The following is a 19,796-nucleotide window of genomic DNA, read 5'->3' as shown; positions in this document are numbered from 1 at the left end:
ACGGAAGCGGCGGGACCGCGCACGATTGGCGCTGCCCTCAGCGGGTGAAGACGCTGATGTTCAGGAACAGGTACGTGGCGGGCACCGCGAACAGCAGGCTGTCCACCCGGTCGAGGAACCCCCCGTGCCCGGGCAGGCTGCTGCCACTGTCCTTGGTCTTCAGCGCCCGCTTCAGCAGACTCTCGGACAGGTCGCCCAGCTGACTGGCGCTGGCGACCAGGATCGAGTACAGCAGCGCCTCGAACGGCGTCCACACGTGCGTGAAGGTCGTCAGGGCCAGCACCACCAGGAAGCTGAACGCCAGCCCCCCCACCGAGCCCTCCACGGTCTTGCCGGGACTGACCTCCGGGGCGAGCTTGCGCCGCCCGAAGAAGTGCCCCACGAAGTACCCGCCGATATCCGCCGCGAAGGTCGCCAGCAGCGGCAGCGCGAAGTACAGCAGGCCGTCCCCGGCGTCCGGGCTGTAACGCAGCATCAGGAAGTACCCCATCAGCCACGGGATGTACAGCAGCCCGAACATCGAGTACACGATGCGCTCCAGCGGCCGCTCCCCGGGCCGGATGACCTCCACGACCAGCATGTAGCCCAGCGCGACCGTCAGCACCGCCTCGCGCCACGACCCGCCGGGCCACGGCGCGTGCGGCCACAGCGGCAGGCTGGCGATCATGATCGCCACAGTGAACACGCCCAGGCTCACGCGGCGCACGTCGATGTCGTTGCGGTCGAGCATGCGGATGTACTCAAACAGGCACATCAGCGCCACGACGATCAGCGCAGGCAGCAGCGCCACCCAGCCGATCCACACGATCACGCTCAGGAGCGCGAAGCCCACCACGCTCGTCAGGACGCGGCTGCTCAGCGACTCCACGCGGCCTCCGGGCTCAGGCGGGCCATAGGAAAGTGCCGCCGGGGAGACCGGCGGTCACGGGCAGGGGAGGCGGGGGGCCTCACCCGAGGATTTCCTGCTCCTTCTTCTGGAAGGTCTGATCCACGCGCGCGATGAACTCGTCGGTGATCTTCTGCACGTCGGCCTCGCCGCGCTTGATCTCGTCGTCGCCGATGCCCTCGACCTTCTTCACCTCGTCCAGCGCGTGCTTGCGGATGTTGCGCACGGCGATGCGGGCGTCCTCCGAGTAGCTCTTGGCGTTCTTCACGAGGTCACGTCGGCGCTCCTCGGTCAGCATGGGCAGGCTGATGAAGATCGTGTCGCCCTTGTTGTTCGGGTTCAGGCCCAGGTCGCTGTCGCGGATGGCCTTCTCGATCGGGTTCAGCGCGCCCCGGTCCCAGGGAGTGATGACCAGCGTGCGGGCGTCGGGCGTGGTGATGCTCGCCACCTGATCGATCGGCATGGTGCTGCCGTAATAGTCCACGACGATCTTCTTCAGGATGCCGGGGTTGGCGCGGCCCGTGCGCAGCACCGAGAGGTTATTTTCCAGCGATTCGATGGCCTTGCCCATCTTCTCGCGGGTGTCGGCCTGGATGGTTTTCATGTCAGCCATGGGTGAGTCTCCTTGCGGGAAAGTGTCGCCAGTCTAAGCGATCAGGGCGCCCGGTGCCCGTTCAGGGGTCGTACGGATTCCGTCTGTTCCTTTGGCTACCCGGCACTGCACCGGGTGGCCAACTCCACGCCCGGAACCCGTTTTGCTTCTGCTCGCATCCGCTCGGATGGAACATCTGAAATCAGCCGTTCCACCGAAGTCAGTCTCAGCTCTGGATGAGTGTGCCCACCCGCTCGCCCCGGAACAGGCGCGGCAGGTTGCCCTCCTGGAACAGGTCGAACACCACGATGGGCAGGCCCTTGTCCATGCACAGCGTCAGGGCGGTGGCGTCCATGACCTCCAGGCGCTGCTCGACGACCTGGAGGTGCGTGGCCTGCTCGATGAACTTGGCGTCCGGGTTCTTGCGGGGGTCGCTGTCGTACACGCCGTCCACCTTGTTCTTCGCCATCAGCACGACGTCCGCGCCGACTTCCAGGGCGCGCAGGGTGCTTGTCGTGTCGGTCGTGAAGAACGGCGCGCCGTTCCCCCCGCCGAAGATCACGACGCGGCCCTTTTCCAGGTGACGGATCGCGCGGCGGCGGATGTACGGCTCGGCCACGGCCGCCATCTGGATGGCGCTCATGACGCGGGTGGGCCGCCCGGCGCTCTCCATGGCGTCCTGGAGGGCCATGGCGTTCATCACGGTGCCCAGCATGCCGATGTAGTCGGCGGTGGCGGGGTCCATGCCCTGCCCGTTGCGCGCCCCGCGCCACAGGTTCCCGCCGCCGATCACGATCGACAGTTCGATGTCGGTGCCGTCCAGCGCGTCCGTGATGCGCCGGGCCAGCGCGGCCGTCGTCTCGGGGCTGATCCCGAAGCCCGACTCGCCAGCCAGGAACTCACCAGATAATTTCAACAGGACACGCTTGAACATGTTTCACCTCTACGAATGGGGGGGCGGGAAGGGGCAGGAGAAACCGGCAACCGCGCGGGGCGGCTGCCGGGTGCCCCTGACGGGTACGGCCAGCTGTGACGCGGGGGCCGCCGCGCGAAGGCCCCCGCAGCGGGGGGCCTGTGAGGGACTTTAAGCGCCGATCTCGAAGCGGACGAAGCGCTTCACGGTCGCGCCGCCCAGGTACTTGGCGACGGTCAGGCTGTTGTCCTTCACGAAGGCCTGCTCGGGCAGCACCTTCTCGGAGTAGAACTTGCCGATCTGGCCCTCGACGATCTTCTCGACGATCTGCTGGGGCTTGCCTTCGTTCAGCGCCTTGTTCGTGAGGATCTCGCGCTCTTTTTCGATGTCGCTGGAGTCCACTTCGTCACGGGTGAGGAACTGGGGGCGCTCGGCGGCGACGTGCAGGGCGACGTCCTTGGCCTGGGCCTCGCTGCCGCCCTCGACGTCCACGAGCACGCCGATCTTGCCGTTGCTGTGCACGTAGCCGGCGACGGTGCTGCCCTCGAGGTACGCGACCTTGTTCAGGACGATGTTCTCACCGATCTTGCCGGCGGTCGCGGCGACCAGGTCGGCGACGGTCTCGCCGTCCACGGTGTACGCCTTGAAGGTGTCGAGGTCGCTGGTCTTGGCGGCCAGCGCGGCCTGCGCGAGCTTCTCGACGACAGCTTGGAAGTCGCTGTTGCGGGCCACGAAGTCGGTCTCGCTGTTCACTTCGACGATGGCGGCGCGGTTGCCGTCCACGGCGAAGCGCACGATGCCTTCCTTGGCTTCGCGGTCGCCCTTCTTGACGGCCTTGGCGATGCCGCGCTCGCGCAGCAGGGCGATGGCCTTCTCTTCGTTGTTGTCGGCGTCGGCGAGGGCCTTCTTGACGTCCATCATGCCCGCGCCGGTCAGTTCGCGGAGTTTCTTGATCGATTCCAGCATGGTGTTGCCTCCTGTGGGCGTGAAGCCCGCATCTCGGGCTTCGGAGTCGGGTTCGGAGCTGCGCTGCGCGGGAAAAGGGGGGCGCGCCCTTGATCGGCCTGCGCCGGGACGCGTCCCCCCTGGGTCCCGTGCTTAGGCTTCGGCTGCTTCGGTGGCCTCGGTCTGCTCGGCTTCGGCCGCGCCGACGTCCTCGCCGCCGCCGCGCGCCTCGACCAGCAGGTCACCGATGCGGTGGGTGATCAGCTGGATGCTGCGGATCGCGTCGTCGTTGCCGGGCACGATGTAGTCGATGACATCGGGGTCACTGTCGGTGTCGGCCAGGGCGATCACGGGAATCCCGAGCTTGTTCGCTTCCTGCACGGCGATGACTTCCTTGGTGGGGTCCACCACGAAGATCGCGTCGGGCAGGCGGGTCATCTTGCGGATGCCGCCCACGAAGCGCTGGAGGCGCTCGCGCTCGGCGGCCAGCTTGATGCGCTCGGCCTTGGTGCGGTCGTTGACGCGCTCGGACTCGAACAGGTCGTCGAGTTCGTTCAGGCGGTCAATGCGGGTGCGCATGGTCTTGAAGTTCGTGAGCATGCCGCCCAGCCAGCGGCTGGTGACGAAGGGCATGCCGGTGCGGCGCGCCTCGAGCTCCACGATCTCCTGCGCCTGCTTCTTCGTGCCGACGAACAGGATGACGCCGCCGCGCTCGGAGAGTTCCTTGATGAAGTCGAAGCTGCGGTCGACCTGCTTGAGGGTCTTCTGCAGGTCGATGATGAAGATGCCGTTGCGCTCGGCGAAGATGAAGCGCTTGAAGCGGGGGTTCCAGCGCTTGGTTTCGTGACCGAAGTGAACTCCGGCTTCCAGCAGCTGTTTCATGCTGATGTACGACATGGTGACTCCTGAGCGTTGTGTTCGGGAAAAGTTTGCCGTCCTCGTGCCAGCCCCGCGTCAGGAAGAACGTCCTTCCGCATGTGGTGGGGCCAGGCCGCAGCGCGACGCTCGAGCGCGCAGGGCAGGATCACGGGGGCACCCAAACGGAAATTATACGCGATGGGAGGCCCGAGCGGGAAGGGGAGAGCGGAGGTCGGGTGAACAGGGCGGACAGGCCGCTCAGAGGAGGCTGTGGGCCAGCGCCGAGATCGCCAGCGACTGCCGCGCCTGCTCCTCCTGACCGTCCTCCAGATGCCACGCCGCCGAGAGACCCGCATATGCCCCCACCCACCCCAGCAGCCGCGCGTGGTCCAGCCCGGCCTCCCGGGCGATCAGAGCCGCCTGCCGCGCCAGCCGCTCCGGCCTCAGCGCGTGATTCAGATTCGGGTTGCACAGCATGTTCGCGAAATCGAAGGTCCGCTCCCCGATCAGTCCCTTCGGATCGATGACCAGCCAGCCCCGCTCCGGGCTGCGCAGGACGTTCCCGTGATGCAGATCACCGTGCAGCGGACGCACGTCCCGCTGGTCAGCCAGCAGGCGCCGCGCGGTGGCCCAGGCCCGCGCAAATCCCTCGCCCCGGCCCTGTGCAGCCTCCAGCGACCCGAACCAGCGGGGGAGACCCGGCAGGTCCGGCCAGGGAGTCACACGCGCCGCATGCACACCCGCCGCCGCGCCGCACAGCACCCGCGTCGCCACGTCATCCCGGCCAGTCAGCGCCCAGCCCGCCAGCGATGGGGTCGTCTCCAGGCGTTCCAGCAGCAGCGCCTCCCCCCCATGTTTGAACACACGGGCCGCGCCCTGCCCGTCCAGCCACACCATCAGGTCGTGGCCCCGCACCTCCTCCGCGCTGCGGGCCACCTTCATCATCGCCGCCCGGCCCTGCCAGCACACGGGCATCAGATCGCTGCCCGGCGTGCGGATCGCCGCGCCGTCCGGCGTCAGCCCCCAGCGGATCAGGTCAGCCTCCAGACTCATGCCGGTCAGTCTGCCCCGGAACGGGGGTGCATCCAAAGGGGGACGCGCCGCAGGGCGTGACAGGGCTTACACTTGGCCCTTATGGACTGGTTCTACGCCATCGTTTACGGGATCGTCGAGGGGATCACCGAGTTCCTGCCGATCAGCTCCACCGGGCACCTGATCCTCACCGGCAACCTGATGGGCGTGCCGTGGTCGAAGGAAGTCAAGGACACCTTCGAGGTCGTCATCCAGGGCGGCGCGATCCTGGCCGTGCTCGCCTACTACTGGAAGGACTTCCTGCAGATCCGCCACATCGGCCGCGATAAGACCCAGCAGAACCTGTGGCTGGGCGTGGTCGTGGCCTGCATTCCCGCCGTGATCCTGGGGGTGCTGTTCGGCGACACCATCAAGGCGTACCTGTTCCGTCCCAGCGTGGTCGCCTGGGCGCTGATCGTGGGCGGCATCCTGATGTGGCTGATCGAATCGCGCCGCGTCACGCCCAACGTGGACGCCATCGAGAAGATCGGCGTGCGCCGCTCGCTGATGATCGGCACGCTGCAGTGCCTCGCGCTGCTGTGGCCCGGGTTCTCCCGCTCCGCGAGTTCCATCCTGGGCGGCATGATCCTGGGTCTGGACCGGCCCACCGCCACGAAGTTCAGCTTCTACCTGGGCGTGCCCACCCTGGGCGGCGCGGCGCTGCTGGACTTCATCAAGAGCCGCGACATCCTCGCCGAGATCGGCGTGCTGAACGTGCTGCTGGGCGCCGCCGTGAGCTTCGTGGTGGCGTACCTGTCCATCGGGTGGCTCCTGCGCTTCGTGTCCACCAACAACTTCAAACCCTTCGCGATCTACCGCGTCGTGGTCGGCGTACTGATCCTCGTGCTGATCGCGGCGGGCGTGCTGAACAACGGCAACCTCGCCTGAGGCTCTGACACCGGGGGCGGCCTGATCCACACGACAGGCCGCCCCCACCGCTGTCCTGCCAGAATGCGGGGCGTGGCCCCACCCACCCTCTACCGCCCGTTCCTGAACGGGACGTACGCCGTCTCTGCCGGCCTGTACCGCATGGGCCAGCAGCCCATTCCTTGGCTGGACGACCCCCGCCCGGAGGGGCACACCTTCACGCTGGACGACGCGTACCCCGCATTCATCGCGGGCAAGGTCGCCGCGCACGCCCGCGCTGCCCACGAGTACATGGGTGAGGCCGCCCTGACCCCGGACCTGCGAGGGGCGGCGCTGACCCACATCGCCGCGACCCTGGCCCGCGACAGTGGCGGGATGATCACCTGGGATGGCGCGCGACTGCGCAACGACCTGCTGGGCTGGCAGGCCACCCTCGACCCCCGCTGGAACGCCGTGCACGACCTCAGGCACTTCCCCGCCCCGCACGCCGCGCTGGTCGACGGGGTGCAGCCCCTGCACGCCCTGGACTTCCTGGGCCTGAACGCGCAGGAGGACCTCGCCCTCATTGCCCGCGACCCCTACACCGGCGCGGACTGGCTGGCCGCCACGCACGTCCTGCTGCCGCAGCACTGGGACCCGCGCGACAAGCTGGGCCGCGACTTCCGCGCCGTTCACGAACCCGTCGCGGGCAGCGCACCCATGAACGCCACGGCGCCCCGCCTCGTGGAGGCCGCCGTCACGCGCGGGCCGTTCATCCGCTTCGCGTGGGGCCTCAGCATGACGGGTCGCCTGGACCATCACCCCGCCGCGCCACCCGACGAGGACCGCGCCGCGCACACCCGCTTCGACCCGGACCGCGCCGTCCTGCGGGTGGAACGCCAGACCCTCACCGGCTTCCCCGCCGCGTATGGCGCCCTGTTCACCATCCGCCCGCTGATCCATCCCCTGCGGGAGGCCGTGCAGACGCCCGCGCACGCCCAGGCCCTCGCCGCCGCCATCGAATCCATGACGCCCACACAGGTCACGTACAAGGGATTAACCCACCTGCAAGAAGACCTGCTGGGGTGGCTCAGAGCCCGCAGCCTAGACTAACCGGGTGAAGCCCGCCCGCCCCGCCCTGCTCCTCCTCATTCCCCTGCTCCTGGGTGCCTGCGCCGCCCCGGACGACGCCACCGTGATCCGGAGCGACAGCACGCGGGTCACCACCCGCACCACCGTCACGACAGGCAGCGGCCCCACCAACCCCGGCACGGTCAGCCAGCGCCAGACCACCACGACCCAGCAGACGACGCGCGGCGCGCTCCCCGTCAGCGCCCTGCCCCGCGAGGGACAGCAGGTCATGCGGCAGATCGCCCAGGGCGGCCCCTTCCGCTACGCCAAGGACGGCAGCCCCTTCGGCAACCGCGAACGCCGCCTCCCCCGGCAACCTGGCGGCTACTACCGCGAGTACACCGTCCCCACGCCCGGCGAGACCGACCGCGGCGCGCGGCGCATCATCTGCGGCGGCCAGCCCGACACCCGCACCGACGACTGCTACTACACCGCCGACCACTACCGCACCTTCAGGAGCCTCCAGCCATGATCCAGATCTTCAACGAACCCCCCAGCGGTCTCCAGACCGCGCCGCACGAACCCCGCATCATCGCCGCCGGCTACCAGATCGCCGTGCGCGAAATCAACTTCGGCACCGTCCACGACAAGGACAGCCTGATGCTCGCCTTCCTCAAGGGCCTGGGCCTGCGCGACACCTTCGGCCGCAACTGGGACGCCCTCTACGACGTCCTCACCGACCCCGAGCAGATCAGCGCCCGCTACGCCCTCATCCTCTGCGACTACGCCCACTTCCGCCGCCGCCACCCCCACCTCGCCACGGAACTGGAACGCACCCTGCTGGACGCCCAGACCAACGCCAGCGAGCAGGACCGCAGCCTCTGGCTCCTCATCGAGGAACCCGACTACGATCCCAACGGCTGGTAGGGGGGCTCCCCCCCGAAAGGATGCCCCCGGCAAGCGGCACATCATGGGCAATGTGAGAAAAGGATGCATTACGCTGAGGCCCAGAACATACACGTTCAACATCGAAACGGCTCGCTGTCCAGCGCGCCGCCATGGGCCGCATTGACCTCTGTCCCGTAACCCGGTCACCTCGGACAGAACGAGCGAATGGTGAGACCCGCCCACGGAAAGGAGCCCATATGAAGGCACACCTCCCGGCCCTCGCCACCCTCACCCTGCTGCTTGCCGCCTGCCACCAGGCCCCAGTCTCACCCCCGGCTCCTCCGGCCGCCCATACGGGCGGCGCCGTCAAGGCCCAGGACCTGGTGATCGTGAACGTCAACGGGGTCGTCCCGACCGGTAACGTCACCAAGGAACCCGGCCAGACCGGATCGGCCAGCTTCTACCTCGACCCCACCAACGGCGACGGGAAACAGGGCTGCAACGCCACCGGCAACGGCGGCCAGGTCACCTTCTCACTCGCCTCCAGCGACCCGTCAGTCATCGCCAACGCGGGCCCCTCCTCCCCCATAACGGGCTGCGGCTCACTGAACGCACGCTCCCTCACGTACACCGTGAATCCCAACGCTCCGGTCGGCACAGTCGTCACCCTGACCGTCAGCGCTGCGGGCGCCCAGGGCACCAATACCGCCGCCCGGTTCACCGTGCAGGTGGTGGCCCCCACCCCGACCGACAGCACGCCCCCGGTGGTCACGCCGACCATCACCGGCCCTCAGGGCCAGAACGGCTGGTACACCGGGGATGTCACGGTCGTCTGGAATACCACCGATCCCGACAGCGGCGTGACCAGCGCCCCCTGCCCATCAGTCACCCTGACCGAGGACACCACCGGACAGACCCTCACCTGCTCGGCGACCAGCGCGGGCGGCACCAGCACCCAGACCGTCACCATCAAACGCGACGCCACACTCCCGGACGTCACCGTGACCCCCGGCGGCACCCAGGGCCAGAACGGCTGGTACACCAGTGACGTCACCTTCGAGACCACCCGCGCCGACGCCACCAGCGGTATCGCCAGCTGCGAAGCCAGCGGTACCGACCCGCTGACCACCGACGCGGCCAGCCACACGGCCGCCCTCAGCTGCACCGACAACGCCGGAAACACCGCCCAGGCCAGCGTCACCGTGAAACGCGACGCCACCGCGCCGACCGCCAGCGTCACCCCCAGCGGCACCCAGGGCCAGAACGGCTGGTACACCAGCGACGTCAGCTTCAGCGTCACCGGCCAGGACAACCTCAGCGGCATCGGGACCTGCACGGCCCCTGCCGCCCTCACGGCCGACAGCGCCGCCTACGCCGCTACCGCCACCTGCACGGACAACGCCGGCAACACCAGCGCGGCCGCCAGCATCACCGTGAAACGCGACGCGACCAGACCCGTCCTCAGCCTCCCCAGCGGCGTCAACGTCACGGCCACCGCCAACAGTCAGGCCACCGTGACCTACGCCGCCACCGCTGACGCCGCCATCAGCGGGCTGGCTGGCCTCAACTGCACGCCTGCCAGCGGAAGCACCCTCTCCGTCGGCACCACCCTCGCCACCTGCGCCGCCACCGACAACGCCGGCAACCAGGCCACCGGCTCATTCCCCATCAGCGTCACCTACGCCTTCACCGGCTTCTTCCAGCCGATCGACATGGGCGGCGTCGTGAACACCGTCAAGGCCGGCAGCGCCGTACCCGTCAAATTCAGACTCGGCGGCTACCAGGGCATGACCATCCTCGCGCCCAACGCCCCCACCTCCGCCGCCAACAGCTGCGGCGCCACCGAAGCCCCCGTCGAGGAAACCGTCACCGCCGGCAACAGCAGCCTCACCTGGGACGCCACCGCTGGACAGTACGTGTACATCTGGAAGACCAACAGCGCCTGGGCCGGCAGCTGCCGCACCTTCACCCTCACCCTGGCCGACGGCACCAGCCAGAAAGCCTACTTCCGCTTCAAATAACCCACGAGCGTACAGGGGTGACAGCCACGCGCTGCCACCCCTGCACTGTTGCGAGTCATGGTATTTGGAAGGTTGCTTGAGCCTTACCGTCATCCAGATCGGAATTTTTTTCATTCAAGAGAAAGGTGTCACGTCATCATGCGACGTGACACCTCGCAAAGAAAGATCAGCTCGGATTCTTCTTAACGCGCACCGTCCCGCCCTGATAGTAGCGGGTTACGCCCGTATCAAGATCTTCAATAATGAAATCGTAACGGTAGCTTCCCTCTTCAATAAAGCCGGCGCTGACTGAGAAGTTGCTGATAGAAGTTTCAGGATTAACGCTGACTTCTGCTGGCAGTTCCACTGCCTGCTCGTTCCGGTAGAACAGGGTGGCGACCCGCACACGTGCGGCGTTACCGGGCAGTGTCCATGTGGCGGAGGTGGGGTTCAGCGCCCCAGGCGTGAGATCTGGCACAACAGTCGTGACAATCTCCTGATTGACAGCAATCTGCCCGATGGTCGAGGCTGCTGCGTCACGCGCGACGCGGATCGGGAACTCCTGCACGTTCGCGTTGCTACCGTCGTAGGCGACGACGCGCATGGTGTAATTGCCGTTCTGCACGTAAGGTTGGCCGTCCATCAGGGTGCCGAGCGTGAAGACCCGGAAGATTTTGCCAGCCACGTTCACAGGGAAGTTGTACTGGTAGGGTGCAGTGGGGCACGTCTGTCCACTTGCGGCCGTAGCGGCATCACAGACAAGATCCACGCGGATACTGCTGATACCGTTGTCATCGCTGGCCTGGATCATCAGCGCAGACTTACGGGAGAAAGTGACTCGGCCGTCTGCCTTGTACGGATCGGTGATGTAGGCAGGCATGAGGATGCTGAGCGCAGGGGGTTTGTTATCCGAGACCTGTGTCGAAACGGCAGTCGTCGCCGTGAGGGACCGGACACTCCCGTCTGCAAGCACAGTCTGGGCTTTCGCATCAATCCTGTACGTGTTGCTGGAAAAGTCTGAGCCGATCAGGTCCAGAGGAATGAACGCTTCATAAATACCATTGCTGACTTTGGTGGCCGTGCCCAAGACTGTCTTGACACTACGACCGGCGAAGTCTCGTACGTCGAGCTGGACATTATTCCCGCTTGAATCCAGGGCAGTAAGAGTGAACGCGTCAGTGGACTGGCGAAGCTGGACTCGTACAGTAATGGGGCCGTTGATAGTAGACCCTGCATCTGGACTGAGGATAGTCATGCTGGGCGCCTCGATATTCTGCACCTGCACACTGGTTTCGCTACTGAGACCGCGCAGACCGGTTTTGGTATAGGCGATCACCTGAAGTTTCAGAGGGCCGTTGGCGAACTTGGTGGTATCCACGCTGAACGTCGCGCGGGCCTGCGTGGTGACGTACGTGCTGTTGTCCACGACGCCCTTCGAGTCGGTGATCTGGAGGATCAGACGGTCCACCTGACTGGCAGCGTCGAAGTTGCCCGATACATTCACGGAGATATTGCCGGAGAAGGGCGCGCTGCCGACCACGTCCAGCACCGGTGCGGGCGCCTGCTCGGCGGGGGCGGTCGTCACCGAGTATCTGAACGAGCGCGTCACGCTGCTCGTGACGTTGCCGGCCACATCCCGCGCCACGTACCGCACGTCGTACGTGCCGGTCTGGGTCGGGGTGAACACGGCACTGTAGGAGGCGCCACTCTGCTGGCCCAGGGTAGTCAGGGGCTGACCGCTCTGGCCGACCAGGAGTTCCATGGAGGCCACGCCGCTGAGATTGTCGGTGGCGGTGGCTGTCAGGGTAACGGGCGCCGTGTTGAATTCCTGCGTGGTGGCGGGCAGGCCAGGCACGACCACGGGCGCCGTCTTGTCGATGGTGAAGCTGACCGTGCGGGTGGCCACGTTGTCCACGTTATCGGTGGCGGTGGCGGTGACCGTGTGCAGGCCCTCGCTGGTCACGGGGCTGGTGATCGGCTGGCCGCTCTCGGTGTACGTCACGCTGCCTTTCACACCAGAGGCGTTGTCCTGGGCCGTGGCGCTCAGGGTAACGTCCGTGTTCGACAGGGCGCCGCTGGCTGGGGTATTCCAGGTGATGACTGGCGCGGTCTTGTCGACGTAGACGCTGGTCTTGCTGATGCCCGTGGTGCCGACCGAGTCGGTGAAGCGCACGCCCACGTCGTGCAGTCCCTCGTTGAGGGTATCGAAATCGAAGTTGAATGTCGGCGTGCCGGGAGCGGTGGTGGTGCTGGTGAGCGTCTGCCCGTCAATCTGCAGGTCGGCCTGAGTCAGGCTGGGTGCGTCGGTGGTGGCGGTGGCCTGCACGGTGAGCGGTCCACGAACGTACAGTCGGGCGTTCGCGCTGTAGGTGCTGCCCCGGGGCGCCGCGGCCGGTGGCGTGATCGTCACAGCGGGACTGGCGATCAGCTTGCTGGCGGTCTTCACCTGAATGTTGCCGACCTGCGCGGCGTCACTGGTATTGCCCGCCCGGTCAGTGGCGACCGCCCTGATGGTGTAGGGGGTGCCGTCAGTTTTCCGGGGATACCAGGTGACCGTGCCGGCCGCGCCCAGCGTGCTGATCAGCTCGTCGGTCACGCCATCGTTGGCGTACACCTTGATGTTGGCCAGGCCCGTTTCGCCGTCCTGTCCGATCACGCTGATGGACACCGGGCTGCTGGTGAACATCTGGTTCTGGGTGGGACTGGTGATCTGCACGGTGGGTTTGGTGGCGTCGCTGGTGACCCTGATGCTGTTGACAGTGCAGTTGCCGGCGGCGTCGGTGGCCGTGGCCGTGATGGTGTGCTCGCCGTCGCGCTGGAAGGTGACGGTGTTGCCGCTCAGCGGGGTGCCGTCCACCGTGTAGGTGACGGTTCCCTCGTTCGTGGTGGCGTTCAGTGTGACGGTGCCGCCCGTGATGGCGCCGTCGGCGGGACTGACCCAGTTGACCGCGGGAGCCGTGTTGTCGACGGTCAGGGTGACGCTGGTCTCGGAGCTCAGGCCGGCGTTGTCGAAGGCAACCGCCCTGAGGGTGTGGGTGCCGTCGCTGAGTTTGGTGGTATCGACGCTGAACGTGTACTTCCCGTTGATGCCCGTGGCGTTGGAGGTGATGAGGGTGCCGCCGTCGTACAGGTCGACCTTGGCGACGCCGCTGTCAGTGTCGGTGGCGGTGGCGGTGACGGTGACCGTGGCGCGCTGCGGGGTGGTGGGAAGGGGGGCGAGGGTGACGGCCGGGGGGTGGCGTCGCTGCTGGTCAGGTTGACCTTGATGCCGTCCAGGGTGCTGCTGCTGGTGCGCCCGGTCTTGTCGGTGGCGGTGGCGCGCAGGGTGTAGGTGCCGTTCATGGGCGCCCAGGTGACCTCGCCACTGGCGGCCGTGACCACGCCCACCTGCGTGTAGCTGGCGCCGCCGTCCCTGCTGGCTTCCACGAGGATGCGGTCCAGTCCGCTGACGGCGTCGGTGCCGGTGACCGAGATCTTGATGGGGTTCTGCGTGAAGCTCTGGCCCTGCTGGGGGCTGGTGATCTGCACGGTGGGATCGCTGGCGTCCACGGTGATGACCCGGGCGGGGCTGCTGAAGCTGCGGCCGCCGTCGGTGACGGTGGCGGTCACGCTCTGCTTGCTGCCGTCGGCGCAGTCGGCACCCAGGGTCCACACGTTGCCGCTGATGGTGCCGCAGGTGGCGGTGTACACGATCTGGCTGCTCAGATCCTGCCCGTTGCGGGTCGCGGTGGCGCGCAGGGTGACGCTGCCGCCACCCTTGACGAAGTCGCTGGCAGGACTCAGCCACGTGAAGGTCGGCGCCACGGCGCCGCCGTTGTCGGTGCCAGCATTGAAGGTCAGGGTCAGGGTGCGGGTGGTGACGTAGCCGACGCTGTCCTCGACCTCCACCGTGATGACCGAGGTGCCGGCGGCGCGCGCCGCGCCGGCGGCGGTCTTGCTCAGGTCGACGTTCAGGGTGCCGCCACTGCCGGATTTCACCAGGCTGCCGTTCTCGTAGACGCGGATCGCAGCGATGGGCCCGGTGGTGTTGGCCGCGTCGCCGCGGGTATCACGCGCGGCGATATCCAGCAGGACGGCGTCCCCGACGGTGTAGGTGGTGGTGGAGGCGGCGGCCTGACCGTTCAGGGTCAGTTGTGTGATGGTGGGGGCCGCCGCGTCGATCAGGAAGGGCACCTTGATGCTGGTGGTGGCGTTCTGATTGTCGGTGGCGTCCACGGCCAGTTCGTGCTGACCGCCGCGCAGGTTCCCGACGGGCAGCGTGATGCTGGCCGCCGGGGTCAGCGAGACCCGGGCGCCGCCGTCGATGGCGTAGGTGACCTTGGTGATGCTGCCGCCCACGTCCGGATCGGTCGCCGCGATCTGCACGGCGCTGCCGCTGCGCAGGTAGGTGCTGGTGGTGATGGCGCGGCCGTCGGACTTGACGCTGACACTGGGGGGGGTGTTGGTGGCCGCGGGCGTGGTGCCACCGCCGCAGGCGACCAGGGTGCCGGTCAGGAGGAGCAGGAGGGGATTGCGGGCAGTCTTCATATCAGCGGACCTCGTCGGTGACGGTACTCACGTAGACCCGCACCTGTGCCTGGGGAATGTTGATCGTGCGCGGCGCGCCAAGGCTATCGGTGCCGCTCAGGGTGATGTTCATGCGTACCTCGGCGCAGGCGGCCGACGTACCGACGACGGTCGAGCCGTCCACGCAGGTGTCTGCTGCGGCGATGGCGATCTGTTCGCTCAGCTGGTACAGATCCTCGGTCTTGCTGAAGAGGACGTTCTGCGCCTTCTTCTGGGTGAAATCACATGTATTGGTGCCGTCAGGACACACGAAACCCTCGGGGATGTTGAAGGCGGAGGAGACGTTGAAGGTGCTGTACTCGCCGCCGAAGGGATTGCCGGAGGCGTCGGTGTACTTCACGTTCACCTGCTTGACGGTCATGCCCAGGCTGCCCTCCCGCACGGCGACGTTCAGGCGGCCCTGGGTGACGGTGTAGCTCTTGACCTGGCTGCCCAGGTAGGCGCCGCGGCTGCCGTCGGCATTCTTGGCGTACACGTTGACCACGTTGGCGGCTACGGTCGCGCCGTCGAAGGAGGGGGTCATCTGGAAGCCCTGGCCGATATTCACGCTTTGTTGCCCGCAGGCGGCAAGGACGAGCGGTAAGGCGAGTGCGGCTAATTTCTTCATGCGGGGTCCTCCGGGGTGGGGGCGTCTTTCAGGTGGGGGTTGAGAATGTAGAAGGCGAGGCGTTTCATGCCGGCGAGGAAATCGACGTTCTCCACGATCACGCCGCGCCACTCGTCGCTGAGGTCGCTGAACCCGGGGCGCTCGATGGTGCGGGGCTGAATCACGGTGGGAGCGAAATTCAGGATACCTTTCACGCCAGCGTCTGCAAGCGATTGTGCGGCGTCCTGCGCGCGGTCCGGCGGCACGGCCAGGAAGCCCATGTCGACGGGCTGCGCCTGCGTGAAGGCGGGCAGCGCATCGAGGTGCTGGACGGTCAGCCCGCGCACCTGGGTGCCCACCAGATCCGGGTTGACGTCGAACAGACCCACGTACTGGAACTGGTAGTCGCTGGCGCCCGGGTAGTTGGCGATGGCCTGACCCAGGCGGCCCACGCCGACGATCACGACGTTCCAGGTGCGGTTCAGGCCCAGGACGCGCACGAGTTCACGCTTGAGGATGGGGACGGTGTACCCCATGCCGCGCGTGCCGAAGCGCCCGAAATAGGCGAGATCCTTGCGGACCTGGAAGGCCGTCACGCCGGCGCGCTCGGCGAGATCCGTGCTGCTGGTGCGGCTGACGTCCTGAAGTTCGAGCTGTTCGAGAATGCGCAGGTAGGTGACGAGGCGGCTGATGGCCGCAGTGGGAATTTCAGCCACGGTCAGCGGACCCGGAAGGACTGGAGGCCGTTCTGCCCGAGGCGCGCCTCGGTCCGCGTGAGCGGATCGCCGGTGTACGGGCCGACGAGCACGGTGACCTTCTTGCCGGCCGGGGCGTTCACGGTGGGGTTGTAGCCCAGGTCGCGCAGCTGCTGCACGAGGTTCTGCGCGCTTTCCAGGCGGTCGAAGGCCCCGACCTGCAGGTAGGTGGGTTCTGTGCTGGTGGCTGCGGGGCTGGCGGCCGTGTCGCCGGCGCGGTCGGCGGGGGTGGCCGCTGGCGTCGGCTCGGGTTGCGCCTGTTCCGTCTGGGAGGGGGTCGCGGTCGCCGGGGTGGCCGCGCTGCTCAGGCTGCGGTTCCTGGGGGGGTAGAGGACCGCGCCGGGGTAGGCCCGCTGCACGTCGGCCAGGGCCTCGCGGGCGCTGGTCTCGTCGGCGAAGGGCCCGACCTGCGCGACCACCTGACTGCCCAGGTCAATGGGGTAGACGGCGTAGCCGAGTGCGCTGACGCCCTGCGCGGCGGTCTGTGCGGCGCCCACGCTGCTGAAGGTGCCGAGGGTGATGCGGTAGTCGCTGCGCAGCGGCGTGCGCTGCTCGCTCGTGGGCACCGCGCCGCCGGTCCTCGGGGTGGGTGTCCCTGGGGCGGCCGCGTCCGGCTGTTCAGCGGCCGGGGTGGCTTCCGTGCCGGGCGTGGCCGTGGTGGGGGACTCGGGCTGGCCGGTCAGGGCCGGATCCGGGGTGCCGATAGGCGCGGCGGCGATGACGGGTGCGTCTGTCGTTTCAGGGGCCGGGGTGGCCGGAGCGTCGGCTGTTGCGCCGGTGTCGGTGCCGGTCGCCGGCTGCGTGGTGGTGGGCGCGGCCGTCACGGGGGCGGCGACTGCATCGTCGCTGGTCGTGCCGGGCGCGCCGGGGATGCCGGGGACCGGGCTGGTCGCGGTGGTCGCCGGCTGGGGTTCGTCGGCGCTGACGGGCGCGCTGGCCTGGGGGCGCAGCAGCAGGGTCCCGAAGCCGCCCAGCAGCAGGACGACCAGGGTGCCGATCATCACGTCGGGCCAGCGGCGGGTACTGGCCCGGCTCATTTCAGGGCCTCCTGCGCGCGGGCGTTGCCCAGCGCCGCCGCCGCCTTCAGCGAGGTGCGGGCGTCGGTTTCGCGGGCCTGGGCGCGCTGGCTGAGGCCCAGCAGATACCACGCCTCGGCGTTCCTGGGATTCTCGCTGACCAGGCCGCGCAGGACGGCCTCGGCCTCGGCGTAGCGGGCGCTGGCGAGCAGCGCGCTGCCCAGGTTCACGCGGGCGGTAGGGGTGGGGTTGAGCTTCACGCTCTCGGCCAGGGCGCTCGCGGCGGCCGCGTAGTCACGGGCCGCGTAGGCGCTCAGGCCCAGCCACAGCGCCGTGTCTGCGCTGGGCGCCCGCGTCTGACTGGAGGTCAGGGCGGCGCGGGCCTGCGCGTACTGCCCCCGGCGGTAGGCGGCGACCCCCTGCACGAACAGCGCGCGGGCAAGCGTGGCGTCGTCGGGACGCAGCGTCAGGGCGCGGGCGGCGTCGGCCTGCGCCTGGACGTTGTCGCCCAGGGTGAGGCGCACGCCGGCCAGTGCGGCGCGGTAGGCGGCACTCTGCGGCGCGAGCTTCACGGCGTTCAGGTAGGCGGTCAGGGCCCCGGGACGGTCACCGCGCGCGGCGCGCAGCTCGCCCTCGCGGGCGTAGGCGACGGCGTTCTTGGGCGCCTCGCGGGTGGCGGCCTGCGCGGCGAACACGGCGGCGCGGGTGTCGCCGGTCTGGGCGAGCAGGTCGGCCCGGCGCAGCAGCAGGGTGGCGCGGTCGTCGCCGGTCTTCACGCGGGGGCCGGCGGCGTCCAGTTCGCGCAGCGCACGCTCCGGCAGGCCCTGGGCGACGTAGATGTCGGCCAGCAGCAGGGCGGCGTCCACGCGGTCCGGGGCGCTCTGCAGCAGGGCGTAGACGCCGGGCAGCGCGGCGGCGCCCTGGCCGCTGAGCGTGCGCGCCTGCGCCAGCCGGTACTGCACGTCGAGATCCTGCGGGTCGATGGCGCTGACGGCGGCCAGGGTGGTGCTCAGCGCCGCGAAGTCCGCCTTGCGGGTCTGCTCGGCGGCCAGCGCCTCGAGCACCTGACGCTGCGCCGCGGGTCCCGCCTGGTCCTTCATGAGGCCGGCGGCCTGGGCATAGAGGGTCAGGGCCTCGTCGTGGCGGCCGGCGCGGGTGGCGATCACGCCCAGGTTGTAGGGGCCTTCGAAGCGGTCCGGGGCCAGCGCCGCGAACTGCTGCAGTTCGAAGGCGGCGCCCTTGTCGTCATTCTGGGCGAAGAGGGTCAGGGCCAGCCCGAAGTGCGGGGCCGGATTGGTGTAGTTCTGCGTCACCAGCGTCTCGTACAGGCGCCGGGCCTCGGGCAGCGTGCCGGCCTGGTAGGCGGCGCGCGCCTGTCCCAGCAGGACCTGCTGGTCGGCCGTGAGGGGCGTGACGGTCACGGTGGGTACAGCCGCGGCGGTCGCCGGGGTCGTGGCGGTCGAGGGTGCGGCGCCGGTCGTCCCCGGCGCGGGCAGGTTGACCTTGGGCATGGTGGGCGTGCCGATGGACTGCAGGGTGTTCTGCACGCCGATGGTGGTGGCCGTCTCCAGCATGGTCTGCGCCGCGCCCTGTGAGACGAGGGCCAGGGTGAGTCCCAGCAGAACGGTACGTGTATGTGTCACCTTATTGGCCTCCTGACGTTTCGGAAACGCCTGTAGCGTAGCATTAACCTCTCTCGTAACCCTTACTCATCTGACTGCATGAACGCTCAGGCGGCGCCGCTGCCCTGCCCCCCCACCGCGCCGGGTCGCTTCAGGGCCAGCTGACCGCACGCGGCCCCCGCGTCGCGACCGCGCGAGCGGCGCACGCTGACGTCCACGCCGCGCGATTCGAGCAGGTCGTAGAAGGCCTGGATCTGCTCCTCGGTGCTGCTCTCGAAGTCCGAGCCCGGCCAGGGATTCATGGGAATCAGGTTCACGTGGCTGACCAGGCCGCGCAGCAGTTCGGCCAGCAGCTCGGCCTGCCAGAGGTGGTCGTTGATGCCGCGCAGCATGGTGTATTCCATGGTGATGCGCCGGCCCGTGACGTCCTGGTACTCGCGGGCGGCACTCATGATCTCCTCGATGGAGTTCACTTGCCCGGTCGGGATGATCCGGCGCCGGGTGTCCTCGTCCGGGGCGTGCAGGCTGATCGCCAGCTTGATGCCCAGGTCGTCCTCGGTCGCCAGGCGGCGGATGCCCTTGGCGATGCCCACGGTGGAGAGCGTCACGCGGCGCTTGCTCATGCCCAGCGCTTCGGGGTGCAGCAGGATGCGCGCGGCGAGCATGGTGTTGTCGTAGTTGAGCATGGCCTCGCCCATGCCCATGAACACCAGGTTGCGGATCTCGCGCGGGGCGATGTCCTCGCCGCCGGCGACGGCCAGGACCTGCGCCACGATCTCGCCGGGGGTCAGGTTGCGCCCGAAGCCCATCGCGCCGGTCGCGCAGAAGGCGCACCGCGCCGGGCACCCCACCATGGTGGACACGCAGATGGTCTTGCGGTCGAGGTACGGCATGTACACCGCTTCCATCTGCCGGCCGTCCTGCAGGGTGAAGAGGTACTTCACGCTGCCGTCGGCGCTGCGGACCGTCTCGATCAGCTTGAAGGGATTGAGCAGGTAGCTGGCGGTCAGCTCCTGCCGGGTGGGGGCGGGCAGGTTGGTCATGGCGTCGAAGGTGCCGGCGCCCTGCCCGAAGACCCAGTCGAGCAGCTGCCGACGCCGGAAGCCCTCCAGGGGGTAGGCGTCGGGGTGAAGGTCGAGTAAAAGCTCCATGGGAGCAGTCTAAAGGTCAGGCCCCACCCG

Annotated in this window: 17 protein-coding genes and 2 pseudogenes; 5 read left to right on the top strand and 14 right to left on the bottom strand. The window is 68.2% G+C overall.

All coding sequences use genetic code 11. The annotated features are described in order from the left end of the window. Window positions 1–37: 37 nt before the first annotated feature. From AUC44_RS09575 to AUC44_RS09550, 6 genes are all read right to left on the bottom strand, one after another. Complete coding sequence (locus AUC44_RS09575; protein WP_062158419.1) at window positions 38–868, bottom strand: phosphatidate cytidylyltransferase; 831 nt, start codon at window positions 866–868, stop codon at window positions 38–40. Between the two features lie 79 nt (window positions 869–947). Then, window positions 948–1,499: a ribosome recycling factor gene (frr, locus tag AUC44_RS09570; protein ID WP_062158418.1), complete on the bottom strand. Its 552-nt coding sequence runs from the start codon at window positions 1,497–1,499 to the stop codon at window positions 948–950. 205 nt (window positions 1,500–1,704) lie between these two features. Beyond that, complete coding sequence (gene pyrH, locus AUC44_RS09565; protein ID WP_062158417.1) at window positions 1,705–2,412, bottom strand: UMP kinase; 708 nt, start codon at window positions 2,410–2,412, stop codon at window positions 1,705–1,707. 150 nt (window positions 2,413–2,562) lie between these two features. Then, window positions 2,563–3,357 carry a translation elongation factor Ts gene (gene tsf / locus AUC44_RS09560; RefSeq protein ID WP_046842665.1) on the bottom strand — a complete coding sequence of 265 codons (795 nt, stop codon included), beginning with the start codon at window positions 3,355–3,357 and terminating at the stop codon, window positions 2,563–2,565. Window positions 3,358–3,489: 132 nt separating this feature from the next. Then, entirely contained in the window at window positions 3,490–4,233 is a 744-nt protein-coding gene (gene rpsB / locus AUC44_RS09555; protein WP_062158416.1) for a 30S ribosomal protein S2, read from the bottom strand. Between the two features lie 219 nt (window positions 4,234–4,452). Further along, window positions 4,453–5,247, bottom strand: a complete 795-nt coding sequence (locus AUC44_RS09550; RefSeq protein WP_062158415.1) for an aminoglycoside phosphotransferase family protein — start codon at window positions 5,245–5,247, stop codon at window positions 4,453–4,455. Between the two features lie 81 nt (window positions 5,248–5,328). On the opposite strand from AUC44_RS09550, the gene AUC44_RS09545 reads away from it, so the two are divergent. The 5 genes from AUC44_RS09545 (at window position 5,329) to AUC44_RS09525 (ending at window position 10,091) form a co-directional block, all read left to right on the top strand. Next, window positions 5,329–6,153 carry an undecaprenyl-diphosphate phosphatase gene (locus AUC44_RS09545; RefSeq protein ID WP_062158414.1) on the top strand — a complete coding sequence of 275 codons (825 nt, stop codon included), beginning with the start codon at window positions 5,329–5,331 and terminating at the stop codon, window positions 6,151–6,153. 63 nt (window positions 6,154–6,216) lie between these two features. After that, window positions 6,217–7,224, top strand: a complete 1,008-nt coding sequence (locus AUC44_RS09540; protein ID WP_062158413.1) for a heme-dependent oxidative N-demethylase subunit alpha family protein — start codon at window positions 6,217–6,219, stop codon at window positions 7,222–7,224. Window positions 7,225–7,228: 4 nt separating this feature from the next. Beyond that, complete coding sequence (locus AUC44_RS09535; protein WP_231724406.1) at window positions 7,229–7,714, top strand: guanyl-specific ribonuclease; 486 nt, start codon at window positions 7,229–7,231, stop codon at window positions 7,712–7,714. Further along, window positions 7,711–8,109, top strand: coding sequence for a barstar family protein (locus tag AUC44_RS09530; RefSeq protein WP_062158412.1), 399 nt, complete (start codon window positions 7,711–7,713; stop codon window positions 8,107–8,109). Before AUC44_RS09535 ends, AUC44_RS09530 begins: the two co-directional genes overlap by 4 nt. 218 nt (window positions 8,110–8,327) lie before the next feature. Continuing rightward, complete coding sequence (locus AUC44_RS09525) at window positions 8,328–10,091, top strand: PxKF domain-containing protein (protein WP_062158411.1); 1,764 nt, start codon at window positions 8,328–8,330, stop codon at window positions 10,089–10,091. A gap of 166 nt (window positions 10,092–10,257) precedes the next feature. On the opposite strand, the gene AUC44_RS09520 is transcribed toward AUC44_RS09525, so the two are convergent. The 8 genes and pseudogenes from AUC44_RS09520 to rlmN all read right to left on the bottom strand — a co-directional run bounded on the left by AUC44_RS09520 (window position 10,258) and on the right by rlmN (window position 19,766). After that, window positions 10,258–12,927, bottom strand: coding sequence for an Ig-like domain-containing protein (locus AUC44_RS09520; RefSeq protein WP_062158410.1), 2,670 nt, complete (start codon window positions 12,925–12,927; stop codon window positions 10,258–10,260). Window positions 12,928–13,149: 222 nt separating this feature from the next. After that, a pseudogene (locus AUC44_RS17360) lies at window positions 13,150–13,422 on the bottom strand (Ig-like domain-containing protein); the annotation flags it as partial. A gap of 23 nt (window positions 13,423–13,445) precedes the next feature. Next, a pseudogene (locus AUC44_RS17075) lies at window positions 13,446–14,597 on the bottom strand (Ig-like domain-containing protein); the annotation flags it as partial. A 1-nt stretch (window position 14,598) separates the two neighbouring features. Further along, window positions 14,599–15,243, bottom strand: coding sequence for a hypothetical protein (locus AUC44_RS09510; RefSeq protein WP_157445271.1), 645 nt, complete (start codon window positions 15,241–15,243; stop codon window positions 14,599–14,601). Continuing rightward, on the bottom strand, window positions 15,240–15,938 hold the full coding sequence (locus AUC44_RS09505) for a redox-sensing transcriptional repressor Rex (RefSeq protein WP_062158407.1): 699 nt from the start codon (window positions 15,936–15,938) through the stop codon (window positions 15,240–15,242). The genes AUC44_RS09510 and AUC44_RS09505 overlap by 4 nt, the downstream gene beginning before the upstream one ends. A gap of 2 nt (window positions 15,939–15,940) precedes the next feature. Further along, entirely contained in the window at window positions 15,941–17,014 is a 1,074-nt protein-coding gene (locus AUC44_RS09500; protein ID WP_062158406.1) for an SPOR domain-containing protein, read from the bottom strand. Further along, complete coding sequence (locus tag AUC44_RS09495) at window positions 17,011–18,636, bottom strand: tetratricopeptide repeat protein (RefSeq protein WP_062158405.1); 1,626 nt, start codon at window positions 18,634–18,636, stop codon at window positions 17,011–17,013. The genes AUC44_RS09500 and AUC44_RS09495 overlap by 4 nt, the downstream gene beginning before the upstream one ends. Before the next feature lie 86 nt (window positions 18,637–18,722). Next, complete coding sequence (rlmN, locus tag AUC44_RS09490) at window positions 18,723–19,766, bottom strand: dual-specificity RNA methyltransferase RlmN (protein WP_062158404.1); 1,044 nt, start codon at window positions 19,764–19,766, stop codon at window positions 18,723–18,725. Window positions 19,767–19,796 lie beyond the last annotated feature (30 nt).

Origin of the sequence: Deinococcus actinosclerus (genome assembly GCF_001507665.1) — a bacterium.
Lineage (GTDB): Bacteria > Deinococcota > Deinococci > Deinococcales > Deinococcaceae > Deinococcus > Deinococcus actinosclerus.
This window is presented reverse-complemented; position numbering and strand designations above follow the sequence as displayed.